We start from the raw sequence: 24,080 nt of genomic DNA on the forward strand, positions 1-24,080 counted from the left end.
CATGCTCATTGCAATTATGATCGTAGCTATCTTATTGCTACTTTTACTCATTATTAAATTCAAAGTTCATGCTTTTGTAGCATTGATTATTGTGAGTTTACTTACCGCACTAGCCGCTCAGATTCCGGTAGAAAAAATCCTACCAACCTTGCTTGGCGGATTTGGTAACACGCTTGCAGCAGTTGCCTTATTGGTAGGTTTAGGGGCAATGATTGGTCGACTTCTTGAAATTACTGGCGGAGCCAAAGTCCTTGCAGATTCACTAATCAACAAATTTGGGGAGAAAAAAGCCCCCTTTGCATTAGGTGTTGCAGCATTACTTTTTGGCTTCCCAATTTTCTTTGATGCGGGGCTTGTCGTGATGTTACCTATCGTCTTTAGTGTCGCTAAACGTTTTGGTGGCTCCGTTTTACGTTATGCCTTTCCTGTTGCAGGTGCATTTGCTGTAATGCACGCTTTTTTTACCTCCGCATCCTGGTCCAGTAGCGTCTGGTGATTTATTAGGTGTGAATATTGGTTTATTAGTGATTGTGGGCTTAATTTGTGCAATCCCAACATGGTATATCGGTACTTATTTATTTAGCCTATTCATCAGCAAGAAGGTTCATATTGATTTACCCAAAGCATTTTTAAATGCCACTGCAATCAGTGAAACATCGGTACAAAATCCACCGAGCTTTGCCCGTGTAATAACAATATTATTACTGCCAATTCTGTTGATCTTATTAGACACTGGCTTAAATACATTAAGCGTGGCAAAAGTCATTGATGGATCACAAACCTGGGTTGAAGCGCTTCGCTTAATTGGTAAAACGCCTGTTGCACTGTTAATCACCTTAATCGTCGCAATTCTGTTACTAAAAGACCAACGTAGTTATGAACAAATTGAAAAAATTTGTGATAATGCCCTGGGTCCTATCTGTTCTATCGTGCTTGTTACGGGGGCAGGCGGAATGTTTGGTGGTGTATTACGTGCCAGTGGTATTGGCGATGTGCTATCTACGATGCTTTCCAATACAGGAATGCCGATCATTGTTGCCGCTTTCGTTATCGCTATGGTAATGCGTGTCGCACAAGGTTCAGCAACCGTTGCTTTAACCACAGCAGCTGCGCTGATTTCTCCTACCGTTGCTGCGGCAACTGACTTAAGCCAATTTGATCTTTGCTTCATTGTGATCGCTATTGCATCAGGTGCTACTGTGCTTTCTCACGTAAATGACTCAGGTTTCTGGCTAATCAGTCGTTTCTTAGAAATGGATACAAAAACGACTTTAAAAACATGGACATTACTCGAAACCTCAATCGGTGTCGTAGGTTTTATTATTGCATTAATTGGAAGTATCATTCTCTAGTCTCTAAATAAAACCTATTTTCTAAAAATTAATACCTTCCATTCTGAGCTTTACCATTGTAAAGCTCAGCTTTTTTAATAATCTGGTTGATTTTTCTTTACTCCTCCCCCTTTCGTTTTAAATTTAATAACGCATTAGTCTCCAAATAAACACATTATTTTCGCTCTGCATTCTCCATTACCCGATTAAATTACTCAATTTTAGGTAATTTCGGTAAAATATACCAGATATAATTGCTCAGGTATTCTACTTGGCGTAAAATCTAGGTTCTGGTGATTATCTACAGCATTTAATCATCAGGAAGTGATATTTTCTAATAATCTAGGAGTGATAAAATGGGACAGTATAAAAAGTTCTGGTACCTATTAGTCGCCGTATTGATTGGAGCCTTCTCCATCCTCGGTTACTATGGGTTCGAAGTTTATCGTGAAGCACCACCGATTCCGCAACAATATGTTTCTGAATCTGGCGAAAAAGTGATTACTCACGATGAAATTTTACATGGTCAAACCGCTTGGCAAACCACTGGTGGTATGCAAGTGGGGTCGGTTTGGGGTCATGGTGCATACCAAGCGCCTGACTGGACAGCAGATTGGCTTCACCGTGAATTAACTAACTGGTTGGACATTACAGCAAATCAAGAGTTCGGTAAAAACTTTGCAGATTTAAATGATGAACAACAAACGTTATTAAAAGCGCGTCTAACCAAAGAATATCGTGGTAGCAAAGTTGAAAACGGTACCGTTGTGCTTTCTAATACCCGCTTAGCGGCAATGGAAAAAACAGCACAATACTACATCTCTTTATACGGTGATGATCCTGCAACTAAAGTGACTCGTGAACACTTTGCGATGAAGGATAATACTCTTCCTGATTTACAAGCTCGTAAAGACTTAGCTAAATTCTTTTTCTGGACAGCATGGACTGCATCAGCTGAACGACCAAACACTCACGCAAGTTACACCAACAACTGGCCACATGAACCGTTAATTAATAACGTACCAACACCAGAAAACGTGATTTGGTCTATTGCGAGTGTGGTATTCCTCATTGCAGGTATTGGTTTCGTGGTATGGATTTGGTCATTCAAAAAACGTGAAGATGAAAAAGAACCACCAATGCCTGAGTTCGATCCACTCACAAAATTACAACTTACTCCTTCTCAACGTGCGTTAGGTAAATACCTCTTTACTGTGCTTGCTCTTTTCGTATTGCAAGTCACATTAGGTGCGGTTGTAGCACACTATACGGTTGAAGGTCAGGAATTCTATGGTATTGATATTTCTCAATACTTCCCATATTCATTAGTGCGTACATGGCATATTCAAGCTGCCTTATTCTGGATTGCAATGGCATTCTTAGCCGGTGGTTTATTCCTTGCACCAATCATTAATGGCGGTAAAGATCCGAAATTCCAAAAATTGGGTGTGGATGTTCTATACTGGGCATTAGTGGTATTAGTCGTCGGTTCATTCACTGGTAGCTACTTAGCAATTGCTCATATTCTCCCTGAAGAATGGAGCTTCATGTTCGGTCACCAAGGCTATGAATTCATTGACTTAGGTCGTTTCTGGCAAGCAGTGAAATTCGCAGGCATCTTATTCTGGTTAGTCTTAATGCTTCGCGGTACAGTGAATGCATTCAAACAACCTGGTGATAAAAACTTATTGGCATTATTCTTCGCCTCAGTAATTGCGATCGGTTTATTCTATGGCCCTGCATTATTCTATGGCGAGCACACTCACATTTCTGTGATGGAATACTGGCGTTGGTGGGTAGTTCACCTATGGGTAGAAGGCTTCTTTGAAGTATTCTCTGTAGCGGCACTCTCATTCATCTTTGTAAGTTTAGGTTTAGTTTCACGTCGTACTGCAACTGTGGCAACCATTACTGAAGCGGCGTTATTCTTAATCGGTGGTATCCCTGGTACTTTCCACCACTTATACTTCGCAGGTGCAACCACTCCAATTATTGCTGTAGGTGCATCATTCTCTGCGCTTGAAGTGGTACCTTTAGTGTTACTAGGTCATGAAGCTTGGGAACACTGGGCAATGCAACAAAAAACACCTTGGATGGACCGTTTAAAATGGCCTCTTTACTGCTTTGTAGCCGTAGCGTTCTGGAATATGTTAGGTGCTGGCGTATTTGGTTTCTTAATCAATCCACCAATTTCGCTTTACTATATCCAAGGCTTGAACACGACTGCTGTTCATGCTCACGCCGCATTATTCGGTGTGTATGGCTTCTTAGCACTAGGCTTCGTATTCTTAATCGCTCGTTATTTACGTCCGGATACACCATTTAACGATAAGTTAATGAAATGGGGCTTCTGGTTATTAAATGGCGGTTTAGTATTAATGATCGTATCAAGCTTATTACCAATCGGTATTATTCAAGGTTATGCAAGTATCTCTGAAGGCTTATGGTATGCTCGTAGTGAAGAATTTATGCAACAACCTCTATTCGATACCCTACGCTGGGTTCGTTTCGGTGGCGACGTGGTATTCATCTTCGGCGCACTCGCTTTCTTCTGGCAAATCTTTACGATGATTTTCTTTAAACCGAAAAAAGCAGCGTAACTAAATTTATTATCGTACAAAAGCGGCTAAGTAATTGGCCGCTTTTTATTTGTGAAAAATTCGTTAAATTTTCTGACTCTACTTTGATCTCCATCAAACTATTTACCTTCTTTTAAGTATGATTAAATTTGTCTTTAGATCTATACTTTCCATACTTTTCAACTTTTCTTATAACATTTCAACATGAGTGACAATCCATTCAACGCTAGTTGGTCATCAAAGGGCAATACGCTATGTCTAGGTCATTGGGATATTACTTATCTTGGTTTACCTGTGGTACTGCCACTTGAACGCCGTGATAAAGATATGGGAACAAATAATATTTATAATTTCATGGATCCCGAAGATGAGCTTTATCGAGAAGGCTTAATGGAAGATGATTGGATTGTGGAAAACATCGATTGGCTTTCGGATGTTTTTATCGAGCACAATATCCCTTTAGAAGAAGAAACCATGCGTGCATTCTATCAAGCGGTGAATAAGGAAGACTGGCGATGTGGGAGCTGTGGTGGATGTATTTAATAGCAAAGTGCGGTAAATTTTATCCCCGTTTTTATACCGAACTGTCATAATAAAAACACTAGGAAATTCAATATTTCTGATATAAAATTCTCCGATTTGTTTTTTAAAAGGGAGAAAAAAGATGAAACTTGTTGAAGTTAAACATCCGCTTGTTAAACATAAATTAGGCGTGATGCGCGAAGCTGATATTGATACCAAAAAATTCCGTGAACTTGCAACTGAAGTGGGTAGCTTACTTACCTATGAAGCCACTGCCGATCTTGAAACAGAAAAAGTGATTATTGAAGGTTGGAATGGTCCTGTTGAAATTGAACGTATCAAAGGCAAAAAAGTCACTGTTGTGCCAATTTTACGTGCGGGTCTTGGTATGATGGACGGTGTATTAGAGCACGTTCCAAGCGCTCGTATCAGTGTAGTCGGGATTTATCGTAATGAAGAAACCCTTGAACCTGTTCCTTATTTCCAAAAACTTGCGAGTGATTTAGAAGAACGTTTAGCTATCGTTGTGGATCCAATGCTCGCAACCGGTGGTTCAATGATCTCCACAATTGATTTATTAAAAGCAAAAGGTTGCCAACACATCAAAGTATTAGTATTAGTCGCGGCACCTGAAGGAATCAAAGCATTAGAAAAAGCGCATCCAGATATCGAACTTTATTGCGCATCTATTGATGATCACTTAAATGAACAAGGCTACATCATTCCAGGCTTGGGTGATGCAGGCGATAAGATTTTTGGGACGAAATAATTCCCTTTTAATAAGACGGCATTTATGGCCGTCTTTTTTCCGTGCGTGAAAACACAAAAGCTAAAAAAGCATTAAAACCGACCGCACTTTCAGTTAATTCAAACCGAGAGTTGAAACTAAATGAGTAATCAAACTACAACCGCACCTGTTGAGGTGCAAAGCATGGGCAAACAAGCGTTTGTCGGTTTACAGATGTTATTTGTGGCCTTCGGCGCCTTAGTATTAGTTCCCTTAATCACCGGATTAAATTCTAATACAGCCCTTCTCACAGCCGGTATCGGTACACTACTTTTCCAACTTTGTACCGGTAAACAGGTTCCTATTTTCTTAGCCTCCTCTTTTGCCTTTATTGCACCTATTCAATATGGCGTACAAACTTGGGGCATTCCAACCACAATGGGTGGACTTGCTTGTGCAGGCTTCGTCTATTTCGCACTATCAACTTTAGTAAAATTGCGTGGTAGTGCTGCACTTGAGCGCATCTTCCCGCCTGTTGTTGTGGGTCCTGTAATTATCATTATCGGTATGGGACTTGCCCCCGTTGCTGTGGATATGGCATTAGGTAAAAACAGTGCATATAGCTATGAGCATTCGGTATTGGTTTCAATGATTACCTTGGTCACTACCCTTTCTGTTGCAGTATTTGCTAAAGGTATGATGAAACTGATTCCAATTATGTTTGGTATCGTTGCTGGCTATGTGGTTTGTTTATTCTTAGGATTAATTAACTTCCAACCTGTTTTAGACGCAAAATGGTTTGAATTACCTGAGTTAACCAAACCAGAATTTAATTTAGAAGCTATTCTTTATATGCTACCGATTGCTATCGCACCAGCAGTTGAACACGTGGGTGGTATTATGGCAATCAGTTCTGTAACAGGTAAAGATTTCCTTAAAAAACCAGGCTTACACCGTACTCTATTAGGGGATGGTGTAGCAACGGCTGCAGCGTCATTAGTAGGTGGTCCACCAAATACCACTTATGCCGAAGTAACGGGTGCAGTCATGCTAACTCGCAACTTCAATCCAAATATTATGACTTGGGCTGCGGTATGGGCAATTGCGATTTCCTTCTGTGGTAAAGTAGGCGCATTCCTTTCTACTATTCCAACCATCGTAATGGGGGGCATTATGATGTTGGTATTCGGCTCGATTGCCGTTGTTGGGATGAGTACCTTAATTAAAGGCAAAGTAGATGTAACTGAACCTCGCAACCTTTGTATCATTTCGGTAGTTATGACCTTCGGTATCGGTAATATGTTTGTCAACGTAGGCGATGTTGTTTCCCTAAAAGGAATTAGCCTTTGTGCCATCGTTGCCATTGTGCTGAACTTGATTTTGCCAAAAGCGAAAAATGAAGTAGAATAAAACTTCCCAAACAAAAGGGTTAAATGAAAATTTAGCCCTTTCTTTTTTATTTTAAATCAACTCGTTAATCCGTGAATCAGCAACTTTCTTTACCTATTCATCAAATTGATGATGAAACGCTTGAGAATTTTTATAGCGATAATAATGCATTATTGCTCAATTCTTTACGCCAAAACATGACTGATTTACAACAGCAATTCTTCTACCTTTGGGGAAACCAAAGCGTCGGAAAAACTCATCTTCTACGCGCACTCTGTAATGAATATATTCAGAAACAACGGAGCGCCATTTATGTCCCATTGAGCAAATCACAATATTTTTCTACTGCAGTTTTTGAGAATTTGGAGCATCAAGAATTAGTTTGTTTAGATGATTTGCAAACAATTATTGGAAATTCAGAATGGGAAATTGCCTTATTTGATCTCTTTAATCGTATTAAGGCTAATGGCAAAACTTTATTAGTTGTCAGTGCAGATCAATCTCCAACGGCTCTACCCGTTAAATTACCGGATCTTGCTTCTCGCTTAAAATGGGGAGAAAGTTATCAATTGATTCCACTCAGCGATGAACAAAAATTTGCAGTATTGAAACAGAATGCCCATCAACGAGGCATCATACTTTCAGATGAGACTGCCAATTTTATATTCACGCGTTTAGATCGTGATATGGCAACACTAAAAGAAGCATTAGTGAAACTCGATGAAGCCTCACTACAAGCCAAACGAAATCTGACGATTCCTTTTGTGAAATCGATTTTAGGCTTATAAACAAGCAAAAAAATAACCGCACTTTTTCAAGCGCGGTTATTTTTTCTTTATTTAATTACCAGCAATGGTGACAATAGCCAAATGCCGGCATAATGGCCACTGGATAACGAGAATAGCCTGTCATTTTTGGACGATGATCGCTTGCATTCACTTCATTTGGAACGCTATCTCTTTGTGCGACTCTCGCTTTTTCTCGAGCAGTAACAGTATTACCACTTGTTACTCGAGCATTATAATCTTGTACAGTATTCATATCATACGCAGCTGCGCCATTACCAATACTTGAAGCTTCCTGAGGTGCTGTACACGCAGTTAAAACAGCTAACGCTGCAATAGAGATTAATTTTTTCATAAATTTTACCTTTTGTTACAAACCACTTTATTAAGTGTTTCTCTGCCTTCTTTGATCCGTTCGTTCGCTTTTCTTCTAACATTAGGATCTTCGTTATTTTCAATGTATTTCGCTACATTGGCATTCTTTATTGCATAAACAGGCACATACTGCGAAGTTTTCGTTTCGCTCTGTTTATAAATTGTTGCCCCTAACACGCTTCCATAATATTCACTGGCATCATTTGGCTTAATGTAATAATTACTAGAATTTGTTACATCTACACCATCTGTACTTTTAAAACCGCTACAGATTCCCGCTGGTGAAAGAAACGTTGTTTTGGATGCCGCAACTTCGTTAAATTTATATACTTCAAATTCAACACTATTAGCAAGCTCTTCCATATCTTTTTCAGATTTAGGATCTAAACTTCTTTGCCCTTTTCCATCAATATATTTCACTGTTTCAGAAATATTACTTTCAGAAACATTAACTGAAAGATTATTTTCAGGCGTTTTTACCTTTGTTGCATATACAACACTACTACCTTCGGCTAAAACAACTGACGATGCTAAAATACAAAAAGAGTAAATCCCAATTTTTTTCTTAATATGACTCATAATAATTTGATTTTCTACGTTAATAATTATTTTCGTATAACTCAATAGGTAAATAATCTGGGTCTCTAAAGAAAGTGTACTTCATTCCCGTTAATTCATCAACCCTAATTGGTTCACTATCAATGCTATTTTCAAAAAGATAAGCGACATACTCATCAATATTTTCTACTTTGAATGCCAAATGCCGTAAACCACAGGCTTCAGGGCTAGTTACTCTTTGAGGCGGATTTGGGAAAGAAAATAGCTCTATTTGACTCCCATCAGGAAAACTTAAATCTAATTTATAACTATCTCGCTCTTCACGATAAGTTTCATTTAACTGTTTCGCCCCTAAAATCTCCATATAAAAATGCTTCGAACGAGCATAGTTCGAAGCAATAATTGCAATATGGTGAAAACCTAATAATTGAGGTTTCATTATTTCTCCGGTGTGACACTTTTTGCTTTTTCTTCTTCCTGTAAAGCAAGAGCATCACGTGCCGCACGAATACTCTTTTCAAGCATTGGCACGCGAGGATCATCTGGTTCCAATAAACGTAGCATCATTGCCCAGGTAACGGCTGCCATTTTATAATCCTCACCTTCAAAATAACTGAAAGCAAGTAAACTTAATGCTTCAGGATTAGAATGATCTTGACGAATAATCTCGCGTAAAAGCTGATTACCTTTCAGTTTATCCGTTTGATCTTCAGAAGACATTAACATACGCGCATAAGAAAGCTTATAATCTAAATTACCCGGCTCAAGTTTATTCGCTTGTTGATAACTATCAAAGGCTAATTTTCCATTACCTAAATTCATCCCTACCTGACCTAACAACCACCATTTTTTAGCATCCGTTGGTGTTTTTTGTAAATCCAAACGAAGTGCGGTCGAAAATTGCTGCATTTCTGCATCTGTCATTGGGTTTGTGTCTTCTTCTTTGATCCGTTCAAAGAAATAAGGTAATTTTGCCAATGTCTTTTCCATCATATCTTCGGCTTTCCAAGAGCCCAGAGGGAAATAAGCCGCACCAGCAATAATGGCCAAACCTAATAAACCAGAAACAAACCACAACTTACCGTAATTTTTAGCATTTTTATCGATGGTTTGAGTCTCTTTTTGAGGAATATCTTCCAATAATGTTTTTTGTAGCTCTTGCTTGAGTTGTTCAACATTTTCAACTAAACCCTGTTGATTATCTTGCTCAATCTCTTGCAAACGAGAAAAATATAACGCTTTATTTAATTCATCACGCTTTTTATCTTCTTTAGCTTTAACAGAACGTAACAAGGGATAAAAACAAATCAATGCCACGACTAAAGTGAGCGCAATAATACTTAATGCAAAATTCATTATTTATCCTTTTCTTTGAGTAAAGCCGATAAACGTGCATTCTCTTCATCATTTAAAATCGCGTCAGAATTGACCGCACTTAGGCTTTTAGATTTACGTTTAAATACAAATAGAATGCCAATCAACACTAACAAAATTGGAGCAATCCATAGAACGATTGTTGACATCGTCATTGGTGGATCATAAGTCACGAAATTGCCATAGCGTTGGATCATATAATCCACCACTTCATTTCGATTTTTACCTTCTTGTAACAGCTCAAACACTTTACCACGCATATCTACTGCAATGGTTGCATTCGAATCAGCAATATTGTTATTTTGACATTGAGGACAACGCAATTCTTGTGTTAATTGATGATAGTCCTTTTCTTGCTCCGGTGAGGCAAAATTCAATGCATCAATAGAGGCTGTCGCTGAGATACTCACAAAAAGTGCGGTTAAAAAAAGCCATGATTTTTTCATTATGGTTTCTCCGCGAGTTTGTCATAAATCGGTTTTAAGGTCTCATTCCAAACGCGTTCATTCACATCACCCGCTAAGCGATAATGAATCACGCCTTTACCATCAACGATAAATGTTTCCGGGGCGCCGTAAACACCCAAATCTAATGCAAAAGAACCTTTTTCATCTTTAAGCACAAGACTATAAGGATTGCCTAAATCTTTTAGCCATTTTACAGCTTTTGGTGATTCATCTTTATAGTCGATACCAATGATTGTTACGCCTTGTTTAGCCAATTGATTCAAATATTGATGCTCTGCATAACAAGTTGGACACCAAGTCGCCCACACATTCAAGAGAATCGGTTTACCTTGTTGGAAAATTTCATTACCGTAGGTTTTATTTTCCAATAAATCCATTAATGTTTTCTGTGGCACAGGTTTCCCCACAAGAGCAGATTCTAACGCTTTTGGATCATCACCTTGCGCATTGCGTCCTAACTGAACTAAAAAAGCTGCCGCCACGGCAAGAAAAACAATAAGTGGGATAAGTAGTTTTTTATTCATAACACTATCAATTTTACATCTATTTCTAGGGGTAATAAGCCCCTTATTACAATTAAGACTGTTTAACTAATCGACTAAAACGATAACGACGGTCAAACATACAGAGCAAACCACCTAATGCCATAAACAATCCACCAATCCAAATCCAACGGATAAACGGTTTATAGTAAAGGCGAAGCGCCCATGAGTTATCATCTATTTTTTCACCCAAGGCAACATAAAGATCGCGGGTAAAGCCCCAATTAATTGCAGCTTCAGTCATTGGCATTTTACTGACAGTATAAAAACGTTTTTCAGCGAATAATGTTGCTTCTGGTTTACCCGCTTTTGAAATATCAATTTGTGCTTTACCGCCCATATAGTTAGGACCATTTGCGTCACTCACGCCAGCAAATTTGAAGTCATAGTTAGCAATCTGTACTGTATCGCCCACGGCCATTCGCACATCACGTTCTACACTAAAGTTTTGGCTAAATGCAATTCCCCAAACCGTCATCGCCACACCAAGGTGAGCTAAAATCATCCCCCAATGGGAACGGGAAAGTTTGGTAATACCTTTAAAGAAAGATTCACGGTGTGTTGCACGTTGTTTCATTTCATAAAGGCTTAATAACACAATAATGACGGACATCATGGTGCCAAGCACCGCACTGACAGTGAGTTTATTTTGTAGGAAATACGGTAAAGCAAAACCTGTAATCGCCATCACAACCACACTCACAACAACCGGTGTGCGAATTTCAGATAACTGGTCACGACGCCATTTTACTAACGGTCCAATACCCAGTAATAAGGCAAATGGGGTCATAATAATCAGGAACATTTGATCAAAGAACGGTGCACCGATCGAAATAGATCCTAAGCCTAATTGTTTATGAACTAGCGGTAATAACGTTCCTAAGAACACCACACAAAGTGCGGTCATTAATAGGATGTTATTTAGTAACAATAAGGTTTCTCGAGAATAGCGTTCTGCATTATCACGCGAACGAATTTGGTTTCCTTTGTAAGCGTACAAGGTTAAAGAACCACCAATTACCACAACCAAATAAGCAAGAATATATAAACCACGTGTAGGATCTGAAGCAAAGGCGTGTACTGACACTAAGATACCGGAACGAACTAAGAACGTACCCAGTAAGCAAAGTGAGAAAGCAAGGATTGCTAAAAGCACAGTCCAAGCTTTAAAAGAGCCACGTTTTTCAGTAACCGCTAAAGAGTGGATTAATGCGGTTCCTGCAAGCCAAGGCATTAAAGAAGAATTTTCTACTGGATCCCAGAACCACCAGCCCCCCCAGCCTAGCTCATAATAGGCCCACCAAGAACCGAGTACAATCCCGAGTGTTAAAAAGACCCAAGCTGCCATCGTCCAAGGGCGAGACCATCTTGCCCAAGCGGAGTCTAATTTCCCTGTCATTAATGATGCAATCGCAAAGGCAAAAGCCACAGAAAAACCAACATATCCCATATAAAGCAATGGAGGATGGAAAATCAAGCCAACATCTTGCAACATTGGGTTGAGTTCTCTGCCATCTACTGGGAAGTCAGGGAATGTACGGGTAAATGGATTTGAGGTAAATAATACGAAGAGTAAAAAGCCGATGCTAATAATCCCCATAATACCCAACACGCGAGCCACCGCTTCTTGTGGCAAGTGTTTGCTAAATAAGGCTACTGCAGCCCCCCAAAGGGTTAATAACCAAATCCAAAGCAATAATGAGCCCTCATGTGACCCCCAAACTGCAGATAAACGATAATAAATCGGCAAACTGCTGTTGGAGTTATTCACCACATATTGCACACTAAAATCATTGACGGCAAAGAGGTAGAACAATGCCGCAAAAGCAATGGTTAAACTGAAAAATAAACCATAAGTCATTGGACGAGCCAATGACATGAGTTGAGAATGACCTTTTTCAGCCCCCCATAACGGAAAAATGGCTAAAAAGAATGAAACGGCAAGGCTTAAAGCAAGCGCATAATTTCCTAATTCAGCAATCATTAGCGACCTTCTTGCGATTTTTGCTGGGTTTCTTTATAACGACGATCGGCTTCACTCTCGCCTTTTAATTCTGCCCCCATTGGTTTATGCATTTTCTGCATTTTCTCACCCAATTCTGGTGGCACATAATTTTCATCATGCTTAGCAAGCACTTCTGTTGCTTCCAATAAGGTTGGTTCTTTTAGCACGCCTTGCGCAACAATACCTTGTCCCTCGCGGAAAAGATCCGGCAGAATACCTTCGTACTCTACTGTAATTGATGGACCAATATCATTTACATCAAAGCGAACTTTGAGACTTTTCGGATCTCGACTAACAGAGCCTTCGACCACCATACCACCGACACGAATACGTTGCCCAACTTCAGGTTTTTGATCAGGATTTCCATCTTTCCCTTCTACAACTTCCGAAGGTGTATAAAATAAATCAATGTTTTGGCGAAGCGCATAAAGCACCAAACCTGTTGCAATCGAAATACCTAAAATCACAAAGATGATGATCGAAAGTCTTGATTTACGTCTTGGATTCATAGCGTATTTCCTTTATTTGCTTGGTTTAAACGGGCTTCACGTTGTTGCTCGCGTAACACTTCTTTTAACACCGCTTTACGCCCCTTGACGCTTTGTATCGCCAAAATGATCATTGCCACGAGGCTAATGCCATAGGAAAGCCACACATAAAAACCGTAGCCTCCCATATTGATAAAATCACTCCAACTTTGGAAAAACATTTTCCGCTCCCTAAAATAAAAATAAAAAACTATTTCAGCTTACTTGCTAACTCTTTTACCCATGGGCGTTTGCAGTCTTCTTTTAGCAATTCAACGCGGTAACGCACAAGCGTAAACCAAATGGATAAAAATAAAAATCCCAAAATACATAAAATCAGTGGAATTAACATTGGCGTTGCAATTGAAGGTTTTTCAAACTTCGTGATACTTGCCCCTTGGTGTAAAGTATTCCACCACTCTACGGAAAAGTGAATAATTGGTAAATTCACTACGCCAACAATACACAAGATTCCCGCTGATTTTGCGCCCACCGCACGATCAGAAAATGCAGAATAAAGGGCTAATACACCGATATATAAGAAGAAAAGAATGAGTTCTGCGGTTAAACGCGCATCCCACACCCACCAGGTTCCCCACATCGGTTTACCCCAAATTGCGCCTGTGACTAACGCGATAAAGGTAAACATCGCACCAATTGGCGCCATAGCAACCATCGAAAGATGTGCAGCTTTAATTTGCCAAACTAACGCAATAATCGCCGCAATCGCCATCGAGCCATATACGCCCATTGACCAAATCGCCGCCGGCACATGCACATACATAATTCGGAAACTATTGCCTTGCTGATAATCTGCCGGCGCATAAGCTAAACCCCAAACGATTCCAACAGCCAATAATAAAACCGCAATCACACCAAAAAATGGACTTAATTTGCCACATAAATGATATTGGGTTTCATGTTTTGCGTAAGGATGTAACCACTTCCACATAAAAGATCCTTAATTCAAAAAATAAAAAACAGTTAAAAATCTGACCGCACTTTCACCGCCATGATGATTAATTATCTAAACTAATTCGTAGTGCAGCGGCAATAGCAAAAGGCGACAACGTTATCGCACCAGCCAAAATTGCACCTAAAATAGCAAGCTGTCCACCATAAGGGAGATTTAACGTAGCGGCATCTAAAATTGCTGAAGCAAAAATTAAAACTGGAATGAATAATGGTACCACAAGTAAACTCAGCAATACGCCACCTTTACGCAACCCCACCGTCAATGCCACACCAATTGCGCCAATGCAGCTTAAAATCGGTGTGCCCACTAAGAGTGTAAGCACCAATGCCCACCAAATATTCACTTCCAACGAAAGCAATAAAGCCGCAATAGGTGAAAGTAAAATCAACGGCAAACCTGTTAATAACCAGTGTGCAACAACTTTTGCAAGTGCCGTTAGCGCTAAAGGTTGAGCCGTAAGCATCAATTGTTCTAAAGAGCCATCAATAAAGTCATCTCGGAATAAGCGTTCAAAAGACAGCAACGCAGAAAGCAATGCCGCCACCCAAGCAACCCCAGGTGCAATTCGAGAAAGGAGTTTAGGATCCGGCCCAATCACCAATGGAAACAGCGTGATGACGATCAAAAAGAACCAAAGCGGGTTCAATATTTCCGCTTGTTTACGGGTCGCAATCTTCAGCTCACGCTTTATAATCTGTAAAAATATCATAAAAATCTAAGAGTTATATTTATAATCAGCAAGATTGATTTTTTTCAATAACGTACTTGGCACTTCTTGGTGGCTCGTTAAAATCACCATTCCACCTTTTTTAGCATGATTTTCAAAAAGTGCGGTCAAAACTTCAACCCCTTTTTTGTCTATTGCTGTAAAAGGTTCATCCAAAATCCAAAGTGGTGCTTCCGAGATCCATAATCTCGCCAAGGCAATGCGCTTTTGCTGACCAGCTGAAAGTTGGGCAGCCGGTAAATCTTCACGCCCAAGTAAGCCTGCAGTTTCAAGTACATCCCATAAAATATCAGTGCCTTGCTGACTTTGACTAATCTGCTGATAAAATTTTAAATTTTCCCATGCCGTTAATTCAGGCTTTACGCCAGAATGGTGGCCGAGATAAAGTAGCTGATGATGGTATTCTTCGCGTTGCTTTGTAATCTCGTCTGAATTCCACCGCACTTTACCTTCTACAGGCTGTGCAAGGCCAGCTAAAATCCGCAATAAACTTGTTTTACCGATACCATTGTGCCCTTCAATTTGCACGAAATCACCACTTTGAAATTGCAGTGAAAGATCAGTGAACAATACGCGATCGCCCCGTTGGCACGCCAATTGTTCTAATTGAAGTTGATGAGCAGGAAACATAGTCTCAGCCTTAAAAATAAAATCTTGTGAAAAATCAGCGGGTATTCTACCACAAGGGGAAATTTTGACGAGATTTTAAGGGCTAAAAGGCATAACTATTTAGAAGTAGATCGGTGTATTTATTGATTTAAAACAAACTAAATTTTCCTAGCTTTTTCATCAGATAATCAAATAATTAAAAGATTTACTGATCTAAATCAAATTTTCTGCTACTATTTAGTTACTTTTTGATGTTGTTTTATCAAAAACATTACCTTAACTTCATTTAAAAAAGGAACATATTATGTCTTATACTCTACCTGAATTAGGCTACGCTTATGATGCGTTAGAACCTCATTTTGATGCACAAACAATGGAAATTCACCACTCTAAACACCACCAAGCCTATGTAAATAATGCAAATGCAGTGTTAGAAACTTTACCTGCTGAATTTTCTGAAATGTGTGCAGGTCAATTAATCAGCCAATTAGATAAAATCCCAGCTGAAAAACGTACCGCGTTACGTAACAACGCAGGCGGTCACGCAAACCACAGCTTATTCTGGAAATCATTGAAAAAAGGCACCACTTTACAAGGTGATTTAAAAGCAGCTATCGAACGTGATTTCGGTTCTGTAGAAAACTTCAAAGCTGAATTTGAAAAAGCAGCAGCGACTCGTTTTGGTTCAGGTTGGGCATGGTTAGTGATTAACCAAGGTAAATTATCTGTTGTTTCTACCGCAAACCAAGATTCTCCATTAATGGGTAAAGAAATCGCAGGTTGTGAAGGTTTCCCACTATTAGGTTTAGATGTTTGGGAACACGCTTACTACTTGAAATTCCAAAACCGTCGTCCAGACTATATCAAAGAATTCTGGAACGTAGTGAACTGGGATTTCGTTGCAGAGCGTTTAGCTAAAAAATTAGCAAACTGCGGATGTTCAGCTAAATAATCGTTTCTCAAAATGTAAAAAATCGCCTTTATTAGGCGATTTTTTTATTGCTTAAATCCAGCGTCTGACTTTTTTCTTGTAAGCTAAATAAGACTCACCAAACTTCTTCTCTAGCCAATATTCTTCAGGTTTAATTTGCCATTGTGTGATGAGATAAACAAAAAGAAAAACACCGATAAAACTGACCGCACTTTGCAAATAAACCGCCCATGCCACTAACAAACCCGCTAAGCTTAAATACATGGGATTACGGCTAAAACGATAAATACCATTTGCCACAAACACATCACTTTTTTCTAAGTGAATTGGATTGATATTCGCTTTACTCTTATAGAATTGCCAAAGGCTGAAAAAAGCGATGACAGAAGAAACCAATACAATCAAATAAACTGCTAACACATTGATTTCAAACGGATAATGATTTGGCAAATATGCCATACTAAGTGCGCAACCAATAAAAATAACGGGAGGCGGCACTATCGGTTTCTGAATCATCAGATCAAAAATCCAATAAAAAAGCCCGAGCAATCGGGCTAATTAAAATATTACAGATTATTTAATTTCATCTGCGCCATTTGTTTCTCTAACGGGTTACCGTTTTTCTGTGCATTCTCAAAGCTTGATTTAGCACCATTCACATCGCCTTTTGCGACTTGAATATCACCCGCTAAAAGATCTTTACGCGCACTAAAGCCTTGGCTTTTCACTTGATTTAGACTTGCTAATGCGGCATCAAATTGACCTTGCTGGAATTGCACGGCAGACAAACGAAGTGCTGCAAGAGACGTTAAGATATCATCTTGTGATTGAGCAATCGCTTGTTTCAAGCTGTTTTCAGCAGAGGCGTAATCTTGTTTTGCAACAAAACCTTTTGCTTCATCTAATAAACTAAATACCGCATAGCTGGTTTTATCATGTGCTTTCACAAATTCAGCCACTTTAGCTTGCTGTGCTGCCGCATCTTTGTTTGTGGTATAAACTAACGCATCATATTCAGCAGACGCTTGCATGATTTGATTAGCCTGATAAGACTGCCAATAACGCCAGCCCAACATCCCGCCTACGCCAAGGATGAAAGCAGCAATAATGGCTTTGCCATTGTCTTTCCACCACTCTTTTAACTGATTCAGTTCTTGTTCTTCTTCAATGGTATATGCCATTTTCCTATCCTTCTAAAATTAAAATTGGGCTTTCACGTGTTCAATTAAATTGGCCATATCAATGGTTTGTTGCTCAGCTGCGCCAAGTAAGTGTTTTACCACCACTTGATTATTTTGCACTTCGCTTTCACCGAGCACAAGGGCAAGGGTTGCACCTGATTTATCAGCGCGTTTAAATTGTTTTTTGAAATTACCGCCGCTGCAATGCAACATGGTGCTTAAGTGCGGTAATTCTGAGCGAAGTTTTTCAGCGAGTTGGAATGCAGCTAATGTTGTGCCTTCACCTTGATAAACAATGTAAATATCTACCGCACTTTTTACCGGAATCGATTTATTCACTTCTTGAACGAGTAGCACTAAACGCTCTAAGCCCATTGCAAAACCGACGCCACTTGTTGCGTGGCCACCAAGTTGTTCCACTAAGCCGTCATAACGTCCACCACCACATACGGTGCCTTGTGCACCTAATGCTGATGTCACCCATTCAAATACGGTTTTATTATAATAGTCTAAGCCACGAACCAATTTTGGATTAATTTCATATTGAATGCCAACCGCATCTAATAAACCACATAACTGTGCAAAATGCTCGCGACTTTCATCATCTAAATAATCCAATAATTTTGGTGCGCCGTCCAATACATCTTGTAATGCTTGATTTTTAGTATCCAAAATACGTAATGGATTTTTTACAAGACGTTCTTTCTCTTCTTCGCTCATTAAATCTTGGTGATTTTCTAAGAAAGCCACTAATGCAGAACGATAGTTTGCACGTGCTTCTAATGAACCAATCGAATTTAATTGAAGAGAAACATGTTGATCAATACCTAAGGCTTTCCACAAACGTGCCGTTAAAATAATTAACTCAGCATCAATTTCAGGGGTTGAAATACCAAATACTTCCACACCTGCTTGATGGAATTGACGGTAACGACCTTTTTGTGGACGCTCATGACGGAACATCGGTCCCATATACCATAAACGTTGTTCATTGTTATAAATCCAACCGTGCTCAATCGCAGCACGCACACATCCAGCTGTACCTTCAGGACGAAGTGTTAATTGCTCATCATTATCCCAGAATGTGTACATTTCTTTTGAGACAACATCGGTTACTTCACCGATTGCACGAGCAAATAATGGTGTGCTTTCCACGATTGGCATACGTACTTCTGAATAGCCGTAGCTGCTTAAAATTTGGCGAACCTGCCCTTCAATCCATTGCCAAAGTGGAGATTCAGTTGGGGAACAGTCATTCATCCCACGAATTGCTTGAATATTTTTTGCCACGAGTTTTCCTTAAATAATTCGATTTTTTGGATCTTGTTGTGCAACTTTGGCACGAATTTTTGCTTCTAATTGGTCAATAATCGCGTCGTTATCAAAACGTTCTTTTTGACGCTCGCCATCTAAATAATAGCCACTTTTCTTATTACCGCCGGTCACGCCAAGGTCAGACACTAATGCTTCACCTGGGCCATTTACCACACAACCAATAATAGACACATCCATTGGGGTGATAATATCTTCTAAACGTTGTTCCAGTGCATTCACCGTGCCAATTACATCAAACTCTTGACGAGAGCAAGTTGGACAAGCAATAAAGTTAATCCCACGAGAACGAATACGTAACGATTTCAAAATATCAAAACCAACTTTGATTTCTTCTACAGGATCGGCGGCTAAAGAGACACGTAAGGTATCACCAATACCTTCTGCCAACAGCATACCTAAACCAATCGCAGATTTTACCGCACCTGCACGTGCGCCACCTGCTTCCGTAATGCCTAAATGCAACGGCTGTTTAATGGCTTTTGCCAGTAAACGGTAAGCTTCTACCGCAAGGAAGACATCAGATGCTTTTACGCTCACTTTAAATTGATCGAAGTTTAAACGATCTAAAATCTCAACATGGCGTAAGGCTGACTCTAATAAGGCTTCAGGTGTTGGCTCACCAAATTTCTCTTGGATATCTTTTTCTAATGAGCCAGCATTGACACCAATACGGATAGGGATATTTTTATCGCGAGCGCAATCCACCACTGCACGAATACGATCTTCTCGACCAATATTGCCTGGATTAATACGTAAGCAATCTACCCCATATTCAGCCACTTTTAACGCAATACGATAGTCAAAATGAATATCCGCCACTAATGGCACATTCACTTGCTGTTTAATGATTCTAAACGCTTCGGCGGCATCCATGGTAGGTACAGAAACACGCACGATATCTGCGCCGACGCGTTCCAACGATTTAATCTGTGCAACGGTCGCCTCAACATCCGTTGTGCGAGTATTTGTCATGGATTGTACGGCAATCGGTGCATCACCACCGATTGGTACATTGCCCACATAAATTTTTGTCGATTCACGACGTTTGATAGTAGGTTTTACTGCTGACATTCTTTCGTAAATTATTCGTTAAGGTTTTGGTAATTTAAATTTAGCCACACGGCCATCAACGGTAAGCGGATACGCTTCGCCTTTATAAGTAATACGAACGTTACCCGGCGCACCAATAATCAATGCATAGTCATTACCATTAAAGGTTAAAACTTCGCCTTGTTTATATTCTTTTTGCGCTAATACTTTACGGTTTTGGTCTTTCACACTAATCCAGCTTGAATTTTTGGTAATCTCAATAACGAGATCGCCTTTCGCTGTTGTTGGTGCTTCAGAAATAGCCGGATTTTCAACCGCACTTTGTGCATCTGGCACGGTCGGCTCTGTTGTGGGTTCTGTGTTAGGTAAGGTTTGTTCCACAACAGGGGCTTGAACTTGTTCAACGGTAGGGGCTGAAGTTGCGCCAGTTGAAACTTCTGCGTTTACTGGTTGAGATTGATTTTCTTGAGTATTTGAAACAACAGGTTCAGCAGCATTATTTTTTGCTTCCGTTACAGGTACTGTTTCATTATTTGACGTTGAAGGCTGGTTATTCACCGCGACTGGGATGTCATTCGAATGAGTAACCGGTACCTCTGCTGTTTTTTCTTTTTCAACGTAGGTTTGCACTAAATTATCACGTTCTTCGTTTGATTTTTGATAATTCTGCCACCACCATAAGCCTGTCATTCCAACAGCCGCGAGTAAAATAATGGTTGTAAGTGTGCCGACCCAGCGACTATGAGAAGAGTATTGGTTTACTGAACGCGTCGCGCGTGCATTTTTACCTAAATCGTTTTTGTATGCTTCACCAAAGGTTAAATGCGCCCATTCGCTTTCAGGAATACGTAAAAATTTTGTATAACTACGCACATATCCTTTCATAAAAGTTGATGGCACATTTTTTTGGACAAATTCATTATTTTCTAATTTTTCCAAAATACTTGGGCGCAAAGAAATTGCCTTTGCCACATCTTCCAGAGAAAGATTTAACTCTTCGCGAGCTTGACGAAGTCTATCCCCAAAAGAGAGGTCTGTTTTTTCGGTTTGTTCAAGGATTGTATTCATAGGTATAAAATAAAGAAATAGCAATAAAAAACTAAATGCTAAATTCTAAAGTCGAAAGGGGCTTTTGGCAATGATTATTTGAGTGAACTGAGCTTTTCCGCTCTAGAAGGATCAACTTGACGCAATTTATCCAGTGCCTGTTGATAAACATCGGTTTGTTTTCCGGCGAAAGCACAAAGCGCCATGTTTTCGTAAGTATCGGCTTGATGGTAATAATTCGGTGCAGCGAGTGCCGCATTAAATTGTGAATAAGCTTGTTCAAACTCACCTTGTCCACATAAAAATGCACCGAAGTTGTTATACACATCGCCTTGCTTATCATCTAACTTAATCGCCTGTAAATAAGCTTGCTTCGCTTTTTCCGTATCGCCTTGTAATTGATAAAAATGTGCAAGTGCTGAGTGCACAAGATAATATCGTTCATCATGCTCAAGAGCTTTATCTAAATTGAGTTTTGCTTGAACAAAATCATTTTGTTGAAGATAGCCTAATGCCAGTTCAACTCTGGCTTTTGCTGCTTGTTGTTTATTAAAGTCAACGGAAGATTGAGAGACACAAGCCGAAAAAACAAAAGGAAAAATGACCGCACTTAGAATGTTAATTGGGATTAATTTCATCTTATCACTCCTCTCTCTTATCACTCTTATCCAGGCTATTTTTCCTTTACAAGTATTGCTATATTTAGCTTAGTTAACAGCTTTTACGTCAATGCCTTCACCAAACTTACGCTTCATTGCTGTACGTTTGGTTCGGTCGATCACATCCCCCGCCAACTGGCCACAAGCGGCATCAATATCATCACCACGAGTTTTGCGTACAATCACCGTAAAGCCATATTCCATTAAGGTTTTTTGGAAGCGATCGACACGGCTATTTGAGCTTTTACCATAAGGCGCTTCTGGGAACGGGTTCCATGGGATCAAGTTAATTTTACACGGGGTATTTTTTAACACTTGGGCTAATTGATGCGCATGCTCTGTACCATCATTCACGTGATCTAATAACACATATTCAATTGTCACTTTACCATGATTCGCATTCGATACTTCTAAGTATCTATGTACCGAATCCATCAACATTTTGATGTTATATTTTTTATTGATCGGCATAATTTCATCACGCAACTCATCGTTCGGTGCGTGAAGTGAAATTGCTAATGCCACATCAATCTTATCGCGCAACATATCGAGTGCAGGCACGACCCCTGAAGTGGATAGAGTCACGCGTCGTTTAGATAATCCATACGCGAAATCATCCAGCATAATTTCCATCGCAGGTACAACATTAGCCACATTTAGTAATGGCTCGCCCATCCCCATCATCACCACATTAGTAATCGGACGAACACCTGTCACACCAAAATTACCGATAATTTTTGAGGCACGCCAAACCTGCCCTATAATTTCTGACACCGTTAAATTACGGTTAAAGCCTTGCTGTGCTGTCGAACAGAAGGTACAAGCTAAGGCACAACCTACTTGCGAAGAAACACAAAGCGTTGCACGATCCGCCTCTGGAATATAGACCGTTTCAACTTGTTGTTCGCCTACTTGCATCGCCCATTTAATGGTGCCATCTGCAGAGCGTTGTTCAACCGCGACTTCTGGCGCTTTAATTTCCGCGACCGCTTTTAATTTTTCTCGTAATTTTTTATTAATATTGGTCATATTGTCGAAGTTATCTTCGCCAAAATGATAAATCCATTTCACTAATTGATCCGCACGAAATGGTTTCTCGCCTAACTCAGCAAAAAACTCACGCATCTGCTGACGCGTTAAATCCATTAAGTTAATCTTTTTTGTATTCGTTTCGGATGAAAGGGGTTGTTCTAACATAAAGCCTCGTTATTACACATTACGGCGATGATGTTACTCAGAATTGAGCAACAAAAAGTTCGCATATTAAAAATGAGCCGAGATTTTACAGATTTACCGACGGATAAGCTAGCAGATTTGAAAAACAACGAAAATTTTGACCGCACTTCTTTGCGATCGACATCGCAAAAATCAAAAAAATGAAAGGAAAAACTGCGGTTAAAAAAACTTCAAATTTTTTCTCTTTCACACATCCCAAAGCCCTATAAAAACTGATAGAATACGCACTTCGTTTTATTCTCTGAGTTAGCTATATTGAAGATATGTTAAAAAAAGTTATTTCTGTATTGTGTTTAGTGCCAGCAATGGCAACGGCACAATCTTATATCGTATATGATTTCACCCATGATCGCGTGCTCGAAAGTAGCTCACCTAATCATGTGCAACCTATCGCATCTGTCACCAAGTTAATGACGGCGAATGTGTTTCTTGAAAATAATCGAAATACAAACTGTACAGCCTCAATTACAGACGATGATTTCGATTACATCAAAGGCACTCATACAAAATTACCTAAATATACGCCAATTTCTTGTAATGAATTGTTAAAAGCAATGCTCGTTCATTCTGATAACTATGCTGCCCATGCACTTTCTCGCTCTGCGGGCATGAGTCGTTTGCAATTTATCCAAAAAATGAATGAGAAAGCACGAGAATTAGGCATGCGCTCTACTCGCTTTTCAGACAGTTCAGGTTTATCTGATAGCAACATTTCAAGTGCAATGGATTTAGTTAAGCTAGCCAAATACTCGCTCAATAAAGCACAAATCAAAAATCTTTCTAATATGCCAAGTGCCTTCATTCAAGCTGGCGGACGCAGTGTTTTCGTCAAAAACACCAATAAATTAGTGCGTGAAGAAGTGTTTGATGCAGCAATTAATAAAACAGGTTACATTCGCGAATCTGGCTATAATTTAGTCTTTGTGAATAAAAATCCATGTAATCGCGCGACCATTGGGGTGATCAGTTTAAATAACCATTCATCTGCGTTTCGTACTAACTTTACCAAAGGAAAATTAGAACAATACGGTTGTATCGCAGGGCGTAGCATGCACAACTTTACCGTTGATGAAGCCCAATATGAAGAAGGCTATGATGAAGCAGGTATGGATCGTCTAATCCAACAAGTTGGTGGTTAATCATTTCAA

At 39.6% G+C, this 24,080-nt stretch carries 26 protein-coding genes and 1 pseudogene; 8 read left to right on the top strand and 19 right to left on the bottom strand.

The features are described from left to right. The first annotated feature begins 1 nt into the window (after window position 1). The 6 genes and pseudogenes from HMPREF2750_RS02705 to hda all read left to right on the top strand — a co-directional run bounded on the left by HMPREF2750_RS02705 (window position 2) and on the right by hda (window position 7,336). A pseudogene (locus tag HMPREF2750_RS02705) lies at window positions 2–1,352 on the top strand (GntP family permease). Between the two features lie 335 nt (window positions 1,353–1,687). Further along, window positions 1,688–3,931: a nitric-oxide reductase large subunit gene (locus HMPREF2750_RS02710; protein ID WP_070582483.1), complete on the top strand. Its 2,244-nt coding sequence runs from the start codon at window positions 1,688–1,690 to the stop codon at window positions 3,929–3,931. 183 nt (window positions 3,932–4,114) lie between these two features. Beyond that, window positions 4,115–4,453, top strand: coding sequence for a hypothetical protein (locus HMPREF2750_RS02715; protein ID WP_049372905.1), 339 nt, complete (start codon window positions 4,115–4,117; stop codon window positions 4,451–4,453). A 121-nt stretch (window positions 4,454–4,574) separates the two neighbouring features. Then, complete coding sequence (gene upp, locus HMPREF2750_RS02720; RefSeq protein WP_005695610.1) at window positions 4,575–5,201, top strand: uracil phosphoribosyltransferase; 627 nt, start codon at window positions 4,575–4,577, stop codon at window positions 5,199–5,201. Between the two features lie 120 nt (window positions 5,202–5,321). Further along, a complete protein-coding gene (locus HMPREF2750_RS02725) occupies window positions 5,322–6,569 on the top strand; it encodes a nucleobase:cation symporter-2 family protein (RefSeq protein ID WP_049365006.1) in 1,248 nt (415 codons plus the stop codon). Between the two features lie 71 nt (window positions 6,570–6,640). After that, complete coding sequence (hda, locus tag HMPREF2750_RS02730; protein WP_049372904.1) at window positions 6,641–7,336, top strand: DnaA regulatory inactivator Hda; 696 nt, start codon at window positions 6,641–6,643, stop codon at window positions 7,334–7,336. Between the two features lie 55 nt (window positions 7,337–7,391). On the opposite strand, the gene HMPREF2750_RS02735 is transcribed toward hda, so the two are convergent. The 12 genes from HMPREF2750_RS02735 to ccmA form a co-directional block, all read right to left on the bottom strand. Beyond that, window positions 7,392–7,688 carry a hypothetical protein gene (locus tag HMPREF2750_RS02735; protein ID WP_049372903.1) on the bottom strand — a complete coding sequence of 99 codons (297 nt, stop codon included), beginning with the start codon at window positions 7,686–7,688 and terminating at the stop codon, window positions 7,392–7,394. A gap of 5 nt (window positions 7,689–7,693) precedes the next feature. After that, the gene (locus HMPREF2750_RS02740; RefSeq protein ID WP_070582484.1) at window positions 7,694–8,287 is read right to left on the bottom strand and encodes a DUF8095 domain-containing protein; all 594 of its coding nucleotides are present in this window, start codon (window positions 8,285–8,287) and stop codon (window positions 7,694–7,696) included. A 19-nt stretch (window positions 8,288–8,306) separates the two neighbouring features. Continuing rightward, window positions 8,307–8,705, bottom strand: a complete 399-nt coding sequence (locus HMPREF2750_RS02745) for an SMU1112c/YaeR family gloxylase I-like metalloprotein (protein WP_070582485.1) — start codon at window positions 8,703–8,705, stop codon at window positions 8,307–8,309. After that, on the bottom strand, window positions 8,705–9,622 hold the full coding sequence (gene ccmI / locus HMPREF2750_RS02750; RefSeq protein ID WP_070582486.1) for a c-type cytochrome biogenesis protein CcmI: 918 nt from the start codon (window positions 9,620–9,622) through the stop codon (window positions 8,705–8,707). The genes HMPREF2750_RS02745 and ccmI overlap by 1 nt, the downstream gene beginning before the upstream one ends. After that, complete coding sequence (locus HMPREF2750_RS02755; protein ID WP_070582487.1) at window positions 9,622–10,086, bottom strand: cytochrome c-type biogenesis protein; 465 nt, start codon at window positions 10,084–10,086, stop codon at window positions 9,622–9,624. Before HMPREF2750_RS02755 ends, ccmI begins: the two co-directional genes overlap by 1 nt. After that, entirely contained in the window at window positions 10,086–10,631 is a 546-nt protein-coding gene (locus HMPREF2750_RS02760) for a DsbE family thiol:disulfide interchange protein (RefSeq protein WP_070582488.1), read from the bottom strand. The genes HMPREF2750_RS02755 and HMPREF2750_RS02760 overlap by 1 nt, the downstream gene beginning before the upstream one ends. A gap of 52 nt (window positions 10,632–10,683) precedes the next feature. Further along, on the bottom strand, window positions 10,684–12,633 hold the full coding sequence (locus tag HMPREF2750_RS02765) for a heme lyase CcmF/NrfE family subunit (protein ID WP_070582489.1): 1,950 nt from the start codon (window positions 12,631–12,633) through the stop codon (window positions 10,684–10,686). Beyond that, window positions 12,633–13,163, bottom strand: a complete 531-nt coding sequence (ccmE, locus tag HMPREF2750_RS02770) for a cytochrome c maturation protein CcmE (protein ID WP_049374622.1) — start codon at window positions 13,161–13,163, stop codon at window positions 12,633–12,635. Before ccmE ends, HMPREF2750_RS02765 begins: the two co-directional genes overlap by 1 nt. Beyond that, the gene (gene ccmD, locus HMPREF2750_RS02775) at window positions 13,160–13,363 is read right to left on the bottom strand and encodes a heme exporter protein CcmD (RefSeq protein WP_005699972.1); all 204 of its coding nucleotides are present in this window, start codon (window positions 13,361–13,363) and stop codon (window positions 13,160–13,162) included. Before ccmD ends, ccmE begins: the two co-directional genes overlap by 4 nt. A 29-nt stretch (window positions 13,364–13,392) precedes the next feature. Beyond that, a complete protein-coding gene (locus tag HMPREF2750_RS02780) occupies window positions 13,393–14,133 on the bottom strand; it encodes a heme ABC transporter permease (protein WP_070582490.1) in 741 nt (246 codons plus the stop codon). A 67-nt stretch (window positions 14,134–14,200) separates the two neighbouring features. Next, window positions 14,201–14,866, bottom strand: coding sequence for a heme exporter protein CcmB (gene ccmB / locus HMPREF2750_RS02785; protein WP_049372896.1), 666 nt, complete (start codon window positions 14,864–14,866; stop codon window positions 14,201–14,203). A gap of 6 nt (window positions 14,867–14,872) precedes the next feature. Continuing rightward, the gene (ccmA, locus tag HMPREF2750_RS02790) at window positions 14,873–15,514 is read right to left on the bottom strand and encodes a cytochrome c biogenesis heme-transporting ATPase CcmA (protein WP_070582491.1); all 642 of its coding nucleotides are present in this window, start codon (window positions 15,512–15,514) and stop codon (window positions 14,873–14,875) included. A 283-nt stretch (window positions 15,515–15,797) separates the two neighbouring features. Between ccmA and sodA the strand changes: the two genes are divergently transcribed. Continuing rightward, window positions 15,798–16,445: a superoxide dismutase [Mn] gene (gene sodA, locus HMPREF2750_RS02795; RefSeq protein WP_049364993.1), complete on the top strand. Its 648-nt coding sequence runs from the start codon at window positions 15,798–15,800 to the stop codon at window positions 16,443–16,445. A 51-nt stretch (window positions 16,446–16,496) separates the two neighbouring features. Here sodA and HMPREF2750_RS02800 read toward each other — a convergent pair whose 3' ends face one another. The 7 genes from HMPREF2750_RS02800 to HMPREF2750_RS02830 all read right to left on the bottom strand — a co-directional run bounded on the left by HMPREF2750_RS02800 (window position 16,497) and on the right by HMPREF2750_RS02830 (window position 22,893). Continuing rightward, window positions 16,497–16,940 (bottom strand): methyltransferase family protein, encoded by a 444-nt coding sequence (locus tag HMPREF2750_RS02800; protein ID WP_070582492.1) that lies wholly within the window; start codon window positions 16,938–16,940, stop codon window positions 16,497–16,499. A gap of 50 nt (window positions 16,941–16,990) precedes the next feature. After that, the gene (locus HMPREF2750_RS02805) at window positions 16,991–17,605 is read right to left on the bottom strand and encodes a YfgM family protein (RefSeq protein WP_049364991.1); all 615 of its coding nucleotides are present in this window, start codon (window positions 17,603–17,605) and stop codon (window positions 16,991–16,993) included. A gap of 18 nt (window positions 17,606–17,623) precedes the next feature. Beyond that, a complete protein-coding gene (gene hisS / locus HMPREF2750_RS02810; RefSeq protein WP_070582493.1) occupies window positions 17,624–18,895 on the bottom strand; it encodes a histidine--tRNA ligase in 1,272 nt (423 codons plus the stop codon). A 9-nt stretch (window positions 18,896–18,904) separates the two neighbouring features. Next, a complete protein-coding gene (ispG, locus tag HMPREF2750_RS02815; protein ID WP_070582494.1) occupies window positions 18,905–20,011 on the bottom strand; it encodes a flavodoxin-dependent (E)-4-hydroxy-3-methylbut-2-enyl-diphosphate synthase in 1,107 nt (368 codons plus the stop codon). A gap of 18 nt (window positions 20,012–20,029) precedes the next feature. Continuing rightward, window positions 20,030–21,058, bottom strand: a complete 1,029-nt coding sequence (locus HMPREF2750_RS02820; protein WP_070582495.1) for a RodZ domain-containing protein — start codon at window positions 21,056–21,058, stop codon at window positions 20,030–20,032. A 74-nt stretch (window positions 21,059–21,132) separates the two neighbouring features. After that, window positions 21,133–21,675 carry a type IV pilus biogenesis/stability protein PilW gene (pilW, locus tag HMPREF2750_RS02825; RefSeq protein WP_070582496.1) on the bottom strand — a complete coding sequence of 181 codons (543 nt, stop codon included), beginning with the start codon at window positions 21,673–21,675 and terminating at the stop codon, window positions 21,133–21,135. A 69-nt stretch (window positions 21,676–21,744) separates the two neighbouring features. Continuing rightward, window positions 21,745–22,893: a dual-specificity RNA methyltransferase RlmN gene (locus HMPREF2750_RS02830; protein ID WP_049363743.1), complete on the bottom strand. Its 1,149-nt coding sequence runs from the start codon at window positions 22,891–22,893 to the stop codon at window positions 21,745–21,747. Between the two features lie 302 nt (window positions 22,894–23,195). Between HMPREF2750_RS02830 and HMPREF2750_RS02835 the strand changes: the two genes are divergently transcribed. Continuing rightward, the gene (locus HMPREF2750_RS02835) at window positions 23,196–24,071 is read left to right on the top strand and encodes a D-alanyl-D-alanine carboxypeptidase family protein (protein WP_070582497.1); all 876 of its coding nucleotides are present in this window, start codon (window positions 23,196–23,198) and stop codon (window positions 24,069–24,071) included. Window positions 24,072–24,080: the final 9 nt, after the last annotated feature.

This window comes from Haemophilus sp. HMSC066D02 (genome assembly GCF_001810545.1).
Lineage (GTDB): Bacteria > Pseudomonadota > Gammaproteobacteria > Enterobacterales > Pasteurellaceae > Haemophilus_D.